The following is a 12,788-nucleotide window of genomic DNA, read 5'->3' on the forward strand; positions in this document are numbered from 1 at the left end:
GCTAGAGCTGAGGCAACTCCACGTTCACGTGCTCGCCCTCTTCGAATACGGCCGACGCCGGCCCGACGATCAAGGGATCCGGAGTACCGACAGCCCGGTGATCCTTGTTGGGATAGTCGAAGCTGGCGAGCACGTGACGCATCGCCTCGAGGCGAGCGCGCTTCTTGTCGTTGCTCTTGATCACCGTCCAGGGCGCATCCCCGGTATCGGTGTAGAAGAACATGGCTTCCTTGGCCTGGGTGTAGTCGTCCCACTTATCGAGCGAAGCCAGATCGGTCGGTGAGAGCTTCCACTGACGCACCGGGTCCGTTCGGCGGGCCGCGAACCGCGCCAACTGCTCTTCGCGGCTGACCGAGAACCACAGCTTGTGCAGATGAATCCCGGAGTTGACGAGCATCCGCTCGAAGTCCGGGGTCTCTCTCATGAACTCGAGATACTGCGTCGGCGTGCAGTAACCCATCACTCGTTCGACGCCGGCGCGGTTGTACCAGGACCGGTCCATCATCACTATCTCGCCGCCGCTGGGTAGGTGTGCGACATAGCGTTGGAAATACCACTGCGTCCGCTCGATGTCGGTGGGCTTCTCGAGCGCGACCACGCGGGCTCCACGGGGATTGAGATGCTCGGTGAATCTCTTGATCGACCCGCCCTTACCGGCAGCATCGCGACCTTCGAAGATGATGAGCACCTTCTGACCGGTTTCCTTGACCCACAGCTGCAGCTTGAGCAACTCGATCTGCAGACGCCGCTTCTTCCGCTCGTACTCGCGGCGCGACATCTTCTTCTCGTACGGATAGCCCTGCTTCCAGGCATCCGCGAACTCCGAAGGCTCCAGCACGCCGAGCTTGTGCTTGAGACTCGACAGCTCGTCGATCTCGGCCGCGTAATCCTCGGTGACGGAAATTCTGGTCGACGGGGTCGGCAGGTCAGGAACCCGACCGTCCACACCGCTGGCGTCGGGGCTCATGAATACGCACTCCCTGTCGTCGAAATGAACGAACGTCCGGAAACTGAATTTTACGCGCCGAAGCCCGCTCCCGCGGGTCCGAAGAGAATGTTGCTTGGCATCGAGGAGGTAACGACAGGTCCGGCTTCCCAGTCGCCGAACCCTCACGCGGTACCTTGATCGAGGTAACTGAGACGGTCGGTAACCCCGAGAGAAGAGAGTTCTGGCGAGATGCGAGTAGACGGACGGGAGATCCCGGTAACGGGAAGCCTCCTGCCACCACTGCACCGCCGTACGAGCGACATCATGCGGGTTGCGATCGCTGCTGTGCTGCTCGGCGGCGTGATCGCGGGATCTCTGATCACTCGAAGTCAGTGGGACGCCCTCGAAACGTCGGTGTCCAACATCGTCGGTGTTCTCTCGCCGAGCCTGTCAGACACTGTGTACCTGCTCTACGGCATCGCAATTCTGGCGCTACCGTTCGCCATCCTGATCGGCCTGATCGTCGGGCGCCGGTGGAAGTTGCTGGCCGGATACGCCGCCGCCGGCCTGTGCGCCGGTGTCGCGCTGTCCTTCACCGGAACAGGCCTGGCGGCACCGAAATGGCACCTCGACGTGCCGGACCGACTCGACGCCACCTTCCTGTCGCAATTCCTCGACGATCCGCGATGGATCGCGATGCTCGCGGCGGTGCTCACCGTCTCGGGCCCGTGGCTTCCGAAGAAGTGGCGACGAGCCTGGTGGACGCTGCTTCTGCTCTTCGCTCCCATCCATCTGATCGTCAGCTCGATCGTTCCCGCACGATCGATGCTGGGTCTCGCCGTCGGTTACCTGATCGGCGCGGTGATCGTTCTCGCCGTCGGCACCCCTGCCCTCGAAGTGCCGTTGGACTCGGCAGTACGCGTACTCGCGCGGCGCGGTTACCGCGTCACCGCGTTCCGCGTCGTGAGTCCCTCGGGAATCGGGCCTCTTGTCATGTCCGCAGCCATCGACCAAGCACCGGACGACGAACCTTTCGACGAACTCGTCGTCGAGTTGTACGGACAGAACCAGCGAAGCAGCGGAGCAATTCGACAGACGTTCCGTTGGATCTCGTTCCGGAACCGTGAAACTCCGCCGCCCTACGGATCACTTCGTCGCGCCGTCGAACACCGAGCGCTCATGGGTATCGCGTTCGCCGACATCGGTCTGGCCAGTTCCAAGGCCGTCGCAATCTCGGTACTCGATCGCGGGTGGGAGATGTACGCGCGCCCGAGTCCTCGTGGCATCCCCCTTGCCGTCGCCGTCGAGAACCAGGCGGGCGAGGAAGAATCCACCAAACTGATCGACGCGCTGTGGCAAACACTGCATACCGCTCACGTGCACCAGATGGCGCACGGCGACCTGCGCGCTTCCGAAATTCGTGTCGAAGGCGGAACCATCCTCTTCGGCGGGTACGCGTACTCCGAATTCGGCGCCACCGAAGTTCAGATGCAGTCCGACAACGCACAACTTCTCTTCGCCACCGCATCATTGTTCGGGGTCGATGCAGCGGTGGACGCCGCGATTCGAGCGCAAGGCGCAGACACGATTCTCGCCGCCTCCGGCCGATTGACCACCGCTGCATTGCCCAACCGAATTCGGCGGACGGTCACGGATTCCGCGAAACTGATGACCGAGATCCGAGACGAGGTCGGTGCCAAGAACGGGATCGAAAAGGTCGCTCCCGCACAGGTCACCCGATTCAGTCGCAACCAGCTGATCCAGCTCGTTCTGCTCATCGGTCTGGTCTACGTCGCCTATCCCTTCATCAGCCAGGTCCCCGCGTTCATCACCGAGCTGAAGACGGCCAACTGGTGGTGGGCACTGCTCGGCCTCGGCGTCTCCGCACTGACGTACGTCGGCGCGGCTGCGGCCCTGTGGGCCTGTGCGTCGTCGATGGTCAGTTACCGCAACCTCTTGATCATGCAGGTGGCCAACACCTTCGCGGCGACGACAACTCCGGCCGGAGTCGGCGGGCTCGCGCTGAGCGTGCGGTTCCTGCAGAAGGGCGGGCTCGGTACCGTCCGCGCAACGGCCGCAGTCGCGCTGCAACAGACGGTTCAGGTGGTCACCCACGTCGGCTTGCTGATCTTCTTCTCGATCGTCGCCGGACGTGATACGAACCTCTCGCACTTCATCCCGGGATCCACTGTTCTGTACCTGGCGGGCGGCGTAGCGCTCGGAGTTCTCGGTGCATTCATGTTCATCCCGAAACTCCGTGGGTGGCTGCGCGACGATCTGCGTCCTCAGATCACCGAGGTGTTGGGTGAACTGAGCCAACTCGCGCGAAACCCGACCCGCTTCCTCATCATCGTGGGCGGCAGCGCCGCAACAACTCTCGGTGCCGCCCTGGCTCTGTGGGCGAGCGTCGAAGCATTCGGCGGCGGAACGACGTTCATCACCGTCACCATCGTGACGATGATCGGTGGGACGCTCGCCTCGGCGGCTCCGACACCGGGTGGCGTCGGAGCCGTCGAGGCCGCCCTCATCGGTGGTCTGTCCGCATTCGGACTGCCGGCAAGTATCGCGGTCCCGTCGGTCCTGCTCTACCGAGTGCTGACCTGCTGGCTCCCGGTGTTCTGCGGTTGGCCGACACTGCGGTGGCTGCAGAAGAACGACATGGTCTGAGCCGTTCCGCTACTTTTGGCGAACGACGTGAGCCTGCAGTGCTTCGCCGTCCTCGTCCACCCAGCCTTTGCTCTGGGCGTAGTCGACCATCGCGGCAACACCTTCGACGTCCGTGGTGCTCTCGCGAACGCGGGCTACCGAGATGAATGCACTACCACCGCTGACGTATCCGTAATCCTGAAGGCGCAAGAGTTCGTCCAGTTCGGCTTCGGAGATGTCGGCACTCACCTCGACGTGAAAGGCCTTCAGGTTGTCCACATCGTGGATGCTGACGCGGCCGTCGTCCACCAGTACATACATGGCTCTCCTTCCTAGAGCACTGACGTCGGTGCGTGCGTACCGAATACACGCCGGTGGTAGGTCAGTGGATTCGACTCGCGGTGCTCGACCTCGTCCACCGATCCTGTCACGATCTTGTGATCACCACCGTCCACGACGGCATCAACGGTGCACGCGATCCAGATGGATACGTCCGGCAGTCTCGGAACACCGAGATGCTCCGCCCACTCGACACCGTCGAACTTCGCACGGCCCTTCCTCGCAAAGGCAACCGCCAGTGAGCTTTGCGCGGTCCCGAGGACATTGATCGCGAACCTCCGCGTTCCTTCGATGAGGCCGAGAACTTCCGACTGTCGATCCAGAGCCACCGCGGTCATCGGCGGGTCCATCGACAACGACATGAATGCGCTGACCGTCGTGCCGTGCGGCCGGTCGCCGTCCATTGCCGTGACGACGGCGACCGGTGAGCACACGTGCGCCATGGCTTCTCGAAAACGCAACGCCCGGTTGCCCTGTGGGACATTCACGATGTCAGCCCTTGTCTGCCAACTCTTGTGCGTACTTCTTCGTCATGTGGTCGACGGCGTCGACTTGCGCCTTCGCATGCCCCTCCCTGACGGCGCGCGCGTGAGCGCGGACAGCATAAACACTACTTCGAAAAAACGGACAACTTCGCCGCCTACCAGCACTGTTGATGCCGATAACCGATACTGAGCTGTATGTCGGAACTCGGAAATGAACCAGACTCGAAGCAGAAGGCGGTGCTCGAGCGACACGCGTCGTGGATCGAATTGTTCTTCGACCTCGTCGTGGTTGCCGGTATCGGTCAGCTGGCTCACCTGCTCCACGGTTCACCGTCGTGGTCGGATGTCGCGCTCTACGCGTTGCTCTATCTCGCGTTCTGGACCGCCTGGGCGACGTTCACGATGTACGGCAACGTTGCCGGTGACCGTGTCCGAATCCCGAGCATGCTGATCGCTATGTTCGGACTGGCCGTCATGATGGCGGCCGTGGCCGGCATCCACGACAACCATGCGCTGGCCTTCGCTGTCGCCTACGTAGCCGTACGTCTGCTGGCGAGTCGGGTGTGGCACAACGGTCAGATAGTCGTGGACTGGCCGATCGCCCAGATGTCACTCGGTGTGATTCCGTGGATCGTCTCGTTCTGGTTCGAGGGTGACACCCGCTTCTGGCTCTGGACTGCCGGTGTCACCATCGACCTGCTGATCATGTTCGTCGTCTCCGGCAGCGCGATCATGGAAGACGCGCAGGAAAAGCTCGACCGCATCATCAAGGTCCGCGGGTTCAAGGACGACCGGATGCCCGAACTCGAAGCCCTGCATTCCGATCGGGCTCATCTTGCCGAGCGGCTGGGCCTGTACGTCATCATCGTATTGGGCGAGGGTGTGATCCTCGTGATCTCTGCAGCCTCGAAGCTCACCTGGGACTCCACGGTGGTCAGCCTCGCAGTCGGATCGTTTGTCCTGCTCTCGGGCATGTGGGCTCTCTCGCTTCTCTACGGCCACGCCGGTGTTCCGCACCTGCAGCCCGAGAAGTTTCCCGCTCGCATCGACATGGCGCTGCACTGTTTCACCACCGGCGCTATCGCGGTTCTGGTCGCGGGGCTCGGAGCGGCAACCGAACACGGCGCGGAGCACACGCCCGCGAACCTGCGGTGGTTGTTGTGCGGAAGCATCGCAGTCTATTTCGGAATCAGCCTGGTGGCAGGGCTGTTCGCGCGATCGGACCGACGGTGGCTGCTCGGCTGGGCGCTCCCGTGCACCGCCGTCCCCATCGTCATGGGCATCGTCGGCACGCACATGAGCGCCACGTGGATCATCTGGGTGCTGGTGGCCACCGTGACCTGGCAGAACGGCTACGAGTACGCGCAGGTGCGGCGTTCGCGCCGCTCTGCTGTGCGCATTTATTAACCCCCCGCGGTTAATAAAGGCGCACAGCAGGGACGGTTTTTACCCTCACCGCCGGGTCGAAGCGATAGGGCTGAGCCAACAGGATTCCGGCCAATCGCTTACGCAACCTCGACATCTCGGCCCGGACGGTCACCGTCTTGCGTGGATCGCCGAACAACTGTGAGGCGAGCTGCGCGGCCGTGAGGCCCTCGGGCGCCTGTGTCAGAGCCACGAGGATCTGCGAATGGCGCGGGCTGAGGTCGATACTCCAGCTCCCCATTGCCGAGGAGTACCGCAATTCCATCGCATTCGGATCTTGCACATCCAATTCGACTTCTGCACAAACCGTTCCGGACGCCGGATCCATCTGAGGGCGGACGAGCCAACCACCCGGAAGCGGCTCGCACATACATAGTCCGAGCGACGGGAGCCAATGCTCGCCGCTGCTCATCACTTTCGGCAGTGCGATTCTGTAGATCGGTGCCATCGAGTCCACCGCCGCGACCCAGCCACTGCGGTCCACGACCACAGTCGGCTGACTCGCACGAGCCAGCGTCGATGCCGAGATCATCCGGAGCTGATCCAATCCGATTCGATGCTTCTCCCGCAGTGCGGATTCCGCCAGCCTGGCCACACTGTCCACCAGAGCGAGAGTCGACGGGTGGACCGTGTCTGCTGCGCCGGCGACGTTCACGACGGCGATGGCCCGGCGACTACGCGGATCTCGAACCGTCGCCCCGGAGCAGGTCCACGGATGCTGCGAGCGCGAGTAGTGCTCGGCCGAGAACACCTGCACTGCCGAACCTGATGCCAAGGAAGTGCCGATCCCGTTGGTACCGACAGCTTCCTCCGTCCACGACGCACCCTCGATCATCCCGAGCCGTTCGGCCCGATCCAGCATTCGACTGGACCCGTGTCGCCAGAGGATACGTCCGTAGCGGTCCGCCACCACGATCAGATTCGCGTCGTCCGGGCCGACGAGTGGTGCCAGACCGTGCACCGCCTCGTCGAAGATCTCCGCCATGCCGGCTGCGCGTCTGCCTTCTTCGATCTCGGATTCGCGGCCCGTCTCGGTGATCGAGCACCGGTCCGGATCGAGTCCGAGCGCACGCAAACGCGACCACGAATTCGCGATGACGGAGCGCGGACGCGCAGGCGGCTTGCGTCCCGACATCGTTGCTTCGTAGACGGATTCGAGAACACGTGCGTACTGCGCCGGGTCTTCACCACTGGCCAGGGCCGGTTCGAGTCGATTCGTTTCGCCGATCACACTCCAGTCCTATGTGACGGGGTCATCGAAAGCGAGCGTTGCACCCGGTTGCAGAGTTGTTCGCGTGCGTGAACGAAAGGACGGCGTTCACGCACGCGAACGGTGCTCACGCGTTGAGGGGTCTCCCCAGCGCCGAGAGCACAGACTCGTGCATTGCCTCCGAGAGCGTCGGATGAGCAAACACGACCTCGGCGAGATCCTCGCCGGTGGCTTCGAGGGATCGAGCGATACCGAAACCCTGAATCTGCTCGGTCACATCCGGACCGACCATGTGCGCGCCGAGAAGTTCCCCGGTATCGGCGTCGAAGATCGTCTTGACGAAGCCTTCGGCCTCGCCGATCGCCAGTGCCTTGCCGTTCGCCTGCAGGTCGAAGTGTCCGACCCGCAGCGCGCGACCAGTACCGGCGCACTGCTTCTCCGTCAGACCCAGGCTCGCCACCTGTGGGCGGGCATACGTGCATCCCGGAACGTAGTCGCGATCGAGCGGATGAACGTCGGGCACGCCTGCCAACTTTTCGACGCACAAGACAGCTTCGTGACTTGCCTTGTGCGCCAGACATGGAGCGCCCGCGACGTCACCGATCGCATAGATCCCGAAAGCGCTGGTACGGCACCACTGGTCGGTGACGATCGCACCGCGCTCGATCTCGACGCCCAGAGCCTCCAACCCCAGATCCTCGACGTTGCCGGTGATTCCGGCCGCCACCAACACCCGGTCCACGGTCAACGACTCGACACCGTCGCTCGTCTGCACATTCACCTCGACGGCGTCGTCGCCGACGGTCACCGCCGACACCGAGGCTCCGGTGTGAATCGTGATGCCACGCTTCTCGAACTGCTTGCGAACGAAGGCCGAGATCTCTTCGTCCTCGACCGGCATGATGTGTGGTGCCATCTCGACGATGGTCACCTCGGTTCCGAGATCGCGGTACAGGCTGGCGAATTCGACTCCGATCGCGCCGGACCCGATCACGAGCAGCGACTTCGGCAGTTCCTTCGGGACGAGCGCGTCGAAGTAGGTCCACACCCGATCACCGTCGGGGGCAACGCCGGGAATCGAACGCGGCCGGGCACCGGTTGCAATGATCACGTGGTCGGCTCGATACGTCTGTCCTCCCACGGATACGACGCCTTTGTCCACCAACTTCGCGGCGCCTGAGATGACGTCGACGCCGTTCTTCTTCATCAGATAGGCAACACCGCCGGACAACCTCTCCGAAACCCCTCGGCTGAACGATACCAACTTCGAGATGTCGAACTGGACAGACGCCGAACTGAATCCGTATGTGTCGAGTTCACTCAAGGTATGCGCGACGTCCGCGCCGTGCAGCATCGCCTTGGTGGGGATACAACCCCAGTTGAGGCAGATACCTCCGAGGCGATCACGTTCTACCAGCGCGACGTTCAACCCCAACTGGGCAGCCCGGATCGCCGCCACGTAACCACCGGGGCCGCCACCGATGACAAGAACGTCGTACTTATGCGACGTATTGTTTTCCACCACAGCCCCTTACACCAACATCAGCGCGGGAGAAGCGACAAAGCGCTGGAGCTCCCGAAGGAAGGTCGCACCCAGGGCTCCGTCGATAACCCGGTGATCGCACGAGAGGGTCACGGTCATCACGGTCCGGGCAGAAACACTGTCACCGACCACCACCGCGCGCTTCTCCCCCGCACCTACGGCAAGGATCGCTCCCTGGGGCGGATTGATGATCGCGTCGAATGCCTTGATCCCGAACATGCCGAGGTTGGACACCGTGAAGGTTCCGCCCTGGAATTCTTCGGGACGAAGTTTGCCGGTCTTCGCCTTGGTGGCCAACGAGAGCACCTCACCCGAGATGTCCGCCAACGACTTGGTATTCGCGCTACGCACGATGGGCGTGATCAGCCCGGTCGGAAGTGCAACTGCCACCGAGACATCTGCCGACGCGAATCGAAGAACCGATTCGTTCGCGGCATCGAACTGGACGTTCACGTCCGGCACCTTCATCAGTGCAGCGGCGCAAGCCTTCACGATGAAGTCGTTGACCGACAGCTTGACCGCCGGGACGGTCGAATTGATCTCCTTGCGCAGAGCGAGAAGCGCATCGAGCTCGAGGTCTGCGGTGAGCCGGAAATGGGGTGCCTGCTGCTTGGACGCCTGCAACCTACCGGCGATTGCCGATCGCATGGGGGTGAAAGGAATTGTGTCGTACTCGGGTTCGGCCGCAACAGATTCGGTCTCAGCCGCCGCCTCGGGCAGGAGCTGCGCGGAACGAGCGGCGTCGTGCACGTCGGCGACGCAGACGCGCCCCCGCGAACCCGTCGGACGACAGTCATGCAGGTTGACCCCCAGTGATCGGGCAGTTCTGCGTGCGACCGGGGTGGCAGGCACGGCACTGTCGTCGGCGGTCGATCGCAGCGGGAGGCCGGATCTCGCGGCCGGCACTACCGGCGCAACAGTGCCACCGGCGTCACGAATCGCGTCGTCGATGTCGCGGACACTGATCCGCCCGAGGGGACCGGTACCCACTACGGCGGCGAGATCGATTCCGAGCGATTCCGCACGTCGGAGTGCGCGAGGACTCGCAAACACATCGTCCTGCGTCGTGCCTTGCAGAACGCTCGGTACGACGGTGGAACCGGTTGTTGCAGGTTTCGGTGCAACAACCACCTTCGCAGCCGGTGTAGCCGCAGGTGTCACGGGAGCCGCCGGCGCAGCAGCTGGTGACGGTGCCGGCTCTTCCGCCGGCGCGGTTGCGCCGCGGGCGGCGAGGAACTGCTCGATCTCCGCATCCGTCGCGGACGCATCGGCGGATACACCGATCACGGCGCCGACGGGCAGAGTCTGCCCAGGCGTGCCGACGATCTTGCGGAGAACACCGTCGAACGGCGCCTCGAGCTCGTTGGTGATCTTGCTGGTCTCGATCTCACAGATCAACTGGCCCTTGGTGAACGAGTCACCTTCCTCGATGAGCCACGCGTTGACCAACCCCTCCTCCATGGAGAGCCCCCATTTGGGGATGTCGATAGCTTTGATGTCAGCCATGATCAGGCTCTCACCAGCTTGCGAACCGACTCTTCGATGCGCGCCGCGTCAGGCAGCCAGGCAGTTTCGAGGGTTGGGGAGAACGGAACCGGCGTGTGCGGCGGCGTGATCAGTTCGATCGGCGCTTTCAGGTAGTTGAATCCCTTGGTGGCGATCAGCGCGGCTACGTCGTGCCCGAAACCGCAGCGGGCGGCGGATTCGTCGACGATCACGACCCTTCCAGTCGATGCGACGGATTCGAGGATGCCGTCCTCGTCCAATGGTGAGACGGTACGAGGATCGACAACCTCGACCGAAATACCCTCGGCGGCCAGCTTGTCTGCTACGTCGTTGGCGCGGTTCACCATTGCGGACAACGCGATGATCGTGACGTCGTCGCCCTGCCTGGTGTAGTTGGCGACGCCGAACGGAATCGCGTACGGCTCGTCCGGCACTTCGTCCTTGAGGTCGTAGAGAACCTTGTGCTCACAGAAGACGACGGGATCGTCGTCCCGGATGGCTTGGATGAGAAGGCCTTTGGCGTCGTAGGCATTGGACGGCGCGACTACCTTCAGACCAGGCACCGCCGCGAACACGTTGTACGGAGACTGAGAGTGCTGTGCAGCGGCGGAGAACCCTGCGCCGATCATGCCTCGCACCACCAGCGGGGTTCTGGCCTTGCCACCGAACATGTAGCGGAACTTGGCAGCCTGGTTGTAGAGCGCGTCGTAGGAGACTCCGAAGAAGTCCATGAACATCAGCTCGGCGACCGGCCTCAGGCCGGTCAGTGCGGCTCCGGCAGCCATTCCGATGATCGCGGATTCGGTGATCGGGGTATCGATTACACGCTCCGATCCGAACTCCGTCCACAATCCCTTGGTGACACCCAGGACACCGCCAAATGCCTCGATCTTCTTCGTCTCCAGATCGGGATTGGTACCGGCATGCCCACCCCGTACGTCCTCACCGATGAGAACGACGCTCGGGTCGCGTTGCATTTCTTGGGCGATGGCCTCTTTGACGGCCTCGCGGTAGGTCTTCTTCGACACGTTCTCGGCTTCCACGCTTGTCATCTCGGGCTCCTCAGTACGACACGTAGACATCGGTCAGCAGATTCTCGACGGGTGGATACGCCGCGGCACGCGCCTTCGCTACCGCCTCGTCCACCAGCACTCGCGACTGCTCGTCCACCGCGTCCAGATCAGCGGTGCTGACCTTCTTCACATCCACGCTGCTACGGAAATTCTTGAGCGGATCCTTGGTTTCCCGTAGTTGCGCAACCTGTTCCGCCGTGCGGTACAGCTGCGCGTCACCCTCGAAGTGGCCGTGCCAACGGAATGCCGCCGCCTCGATCGTGGTGGGGCCGCCGCCGATCCTGGCGCGCTCGGATGCTTCCGCCATTGCGTCGTAGACCGCGAAGAAGTCGGTGCCGTCCACCTTGACGGCAGGCATGCCGAAGGATGCGGCGCGCGCGGCGATGTCGGGTGCACCAACTGCGTAGTCGGTTCCGGTGGCCTCACCGAATCCGTTGTTCTCGATCACGAAGACGATCGGAAGGTCCAGCACCACAGCCATGTTCATCGCCTCGAAGACGGTTCCCTGGTTGGATCCACCGTCACCCGTGAACGACGCTGCGATGACACCGTTTCGAAGCGTCTTACCACTCAGTGCAGCGCCGATCGCCAACGACGGGGCTCCGCCGACAATCGCGTTGGCGCCGAGCATTCCCACGGACAGGTCGGCGATGTGCATCGAGCCGCCCTTACCGCGACACAGGCCGTCGTCCTTGCCGAAGATCTCGGCCATCATGCCGTTCAGATCGCAGCCCTTGGCGATGCAGTGCCCGTGACCGCGGTGAGTGGATCCGATGTAATCGGCGTCGCTCAGGTTCTCGCACACTCCCACCGCGATGGCTTCCTGGCCCGAGTAGAGGTGAATGAAGCCGGGGATGTCACCGGTTGCATTCTCTTCGTGCAGTCGATCCTCGAACGCACGGATGCGCGACATCTTCTCGTACGCCTTCAGCAATGCATCCCGGTCCAGCCCCGAATGAGGCTTGGCGCCGGTCTTTTTCGATCCTGGGGTTGTCGGCTTCTGCGCCGTCCGTTGAACCACAGTCACACTCCTCGTTCTCGATCACTCGTCGCCATGCAGTGTCGTGCAGGTCACGGGCGAAGGGAAAGAGTTGCGTGAGGTTGCCGGGAGTTGCGAAGGGTTGCAGCTGTTGACTTTCGAGCGTTGATTCAGGCGCCGCTCAGGCTGTCGCGTCTGATCTTGGCCAGCGCGCGGTGTTGGGCGAGTTCGACGGCGCTCGTTGTCGTTCTCAGTGACAGCGCCGTCTCGCGCACGTCGAAGCCGACAACGATGCGAGCTACCAAGACGTTGCGTTCTGCGGCCGACAGATCACCGAAGGGCAGAGTGAGTCGACTGGAGGCGGGTAGCGAATCGATTTCGCGACTGATCGCGTCGTACAGATGCGCGAGGAACGCTTCTCCGGCACGTCTACGTCGCCGAATGTCGGACAGGACGGATCGGCAGATACCGACGGCAATACGATCAGCGTCGAGCGGTCGCAGTTCGGCACGGCAGCGCCGCGTCACCAGAGGCACGATGCGTTGAAGGAGTTCTGCAATCGCGTCCCGATCCCCTCGGGACGCATCGTCGGCAACACTGTCGATCGAACGTCCACCTGCCCTGCTTGTCATTCCGATCTCCCCCTGCTTCGGC

11 protein-coding genes are annotated in these 12,788 nt (G+C 62.9%); 2 read left to right on the forward strand and 9 right to left on the reverse strand.

Annotated features, from left to right (window positions below; translation table 11 throughout):
- Window position 1: 1 nt before the first annotated feature.
- Window positions 2–967: a polyphosphate kinase 2 gene (gene ppk2 / locus AC1Q6C_RS02640; protein ID WP_003940295.1), complete on the reverse strand. Its 966-nt coding sequence runs from the start codon at window positions 965–967 to the stop codon at window positions 2–4.
- A gap of 210 nt (window positions 968–1,177) precedes the next feature.
- Between ppk2 and AC1Q6C_RS02645 the strand changes: the two genes are divergently transcribed.
- Entirely contained in the window at window positions 1,178–3,595 is a 2,418-nt protein-coding gene (locus tag AC1Q6C_RS02645; protein WP_007733454.1) for a lysylphosphatidylglycerol synthase transmembrane domain-containing protein, read from the forward strand.
- 9 nt (window positions 3,596–3,604) lie between these two features.
- Here AC1Q6C_RS02645 and AC1Q6C_RS02650 read toward each other — a convergent pair whose 3' ends face one another.
- Both AC1Q6C_RS02650 and AC1Q6C_RS02655 read right to left on the reverse strand, forming a co-directional pair.
- The gene (locus AC1Q6C_RS02650; RefSeq protein WP_042451185.1) at window positions 3,605–3,895 is read right to left on the reverse strand and encodes a hypothetical protein; all 291 of its coding nucleotides are present in this window, start codon (window positions 3,893–3,895) and stop codon (window positions 3,605–3,607) included.
- Window positions 3,896–3,906: 11 nt separating this feature from the next.
- On the reverse strand, window positions 3,907–4,356 hold the full coding sequence (locus tag AC1Q6C_RS02655; protein WP_007733458.1) for a flavin reductase family protein: 450 nt from the start codon (window positions 4,354–4,356) through the stop codon (window positions 3,907–3,909).
- Window positions 4,357–4,593: 237 nt separating this feature from the next.
- Between AC1Q6C_RS02655 and AC1Q6C_RS02660 the strand changes: the two genes are divergently transcribed.
- A complete protein-coding gene (locus AC1Q6C_RS02660; protein WP_230358973.1) occupies window positions 4,594–5,805 on the forward strand; it encodes a low temperature requirement protein A in 1,212 nt (403 codons plus the stop codon).
- A 10-nt stretch (window positions 5,806–5,815) separates the two neighbouring features.
- Here the strand turns inward: AC1Q6C_RS02660 and AC1Q6C_RS02665 are convergent, their stop codons facing one another.
- From AC1Q6C_RS02665 to AC1Q6C_RS02690, 6 genes are all read right to left on the reverse strand, one after another.
- Window positions 5,816–7,054 carry a helix-turn-helix domain-containing protein gene (locus AC1Q6C_RS02665; RefSeq protein WP_230358974.1) on the reverse strand — a complete coding sequence of 413 codons (1,239 nt, stop codon included), beginning with the start codon at window positions 7,052–7,054 and terminating at the stop codon, window positions 5,816–5,818.
- 106 nt (window positions 7,055–7,160) lie between these two features.
- A complete protein-coding gene (gene lpdA, locus AC1Q6C_RS02670; RefSeq protein ID WP_193595029.1) occupies window positions 7,161–8,558 on the reverse strand; it encodes a dihydrolipoyl dehydrogenase in 1,398 nt (465 codons plus the stop codon).
- 6 nt (window positions 8,559–8,564) lie between these two features.
- Window positions 8,565–10,082: a dihydrolipoamide acetyltransferase family protein gene (locus AC1Q6C_RS02675; protein WP_030535375.1), complete on the reverse strand. Its 1,518-nt coding sequence runs from the start codon at window positions 10,080–10,082 to the stop codon at window positions 8,565–8,567.
- Between the two features lie 2 nt (window positions 10,083–10,084).
- Window positions 10,085–11,134: an alpha-ketoacid dehydrogenase subunit beta gene (locus AC1Q6C_RS02680; RefSeq protein ID WP_007733466.1), complete on the reverse strand. Its 1,050-nt coding sequence runs from the start codon at window positions 11,132–11,134 to the stop codon at window positions 10,085–10,087.
- A gap of 10 nt (window positions 11,135–11,144) precedes the next feature.
- A complete protein-coding gene (locus AC1Q6C_RS02685) occupies window positions 11,145–12,068 on the reverse strand; it encodes a thiamine pyrophosphate-dependent dehydrogenase E1 component subunit alpha (RefSeq protein WP_042451488.1) in 924 nt (307 codons plus the stop codon).
- A 236-nt stretch (window positions 12,069–12,304) separates the two neighbouring features.
- Window positions 12,305–12,766, reverse strand: a complete 462-nt coding sequence (locus AC1Q6C_RS02690) for an RNA polymerase sigma factor SigD (RefSeq protein ID WP_007733468.1) — start codon at window positions 12,764–12,766, stop codon at window positions 12,305–12,307.
- Between the last annotated feature and the right edge of the window lie 22 nt (window positions 12,767–12,788).

The organism is Rhodococcus sp. MT28, assembly GCF_058792695.1.

Coding starts and splice junctions, on each gene's coding strand:
- ppk2 (WP_003940295.1), bottom strand. CDS start 967: ATGAGCCCCGACGCCAGCGGTGTGGACGGTCGGGTTCCTGACCTGCCG.
- AC1Q6C_RS02645 (WP_007733454.1), top strand. CDS start 1,178: ATGCGAGTAGACGGACGGGAGATCCCGGTAACGGGAAGCCTCCTGCCA.
- AC1Q6C_RS02650 (WP_042451185.1), bottom strand. CDS start 3,895: ATGTATGTACTGGTGGACGACGGCCGCGTCAGCATCCACGATGTGGAC.
- AC1Q6C_RS02655 (WP_007733458.1), bottom strand. CDS start 4,356: ATGGCGCACGTGTGCTCACCGGTCGCCGTCGTCACGGCAATGGACGGC.
- AC1Q6C_RS02660 (WP_230358973.1), top strand. CDS start 4,594: ATGTCGGAACTCGGAAATGAACCAGACTCGAAGCAGAAGGCGGTGCTC.
- AC1Q6C_RS02675 (WP_030535375.1), bottom strand. CDS start 10,082: ATGGCTGACATCAAAGCTATCGACATCCCCAAATGGGGGCTCTCCATG.
- AC1Q6C_RS02680 (WP_007733466.1), bottom strand. CDS start 11,134: ATGACAAGCGTGGAAGCCGAGAACGTGTCGAAGAAGACCTACCGCGAG.
- AC1Q6C_RS02685 (WP_042451488.1), bottom strand. CDS start 12,068: ATGTCGCGCATCCGTGCGTTCGAGGATCGACTGCACGAAGAGAATGCA.
- AC1Q6C_RS02690 (WP_007733468.1), bottom strand. CDS start 12,766: ATGACAAGCAGGGCAGGTGGACGTTCGATCGACAGTGTTGCCGACGAT.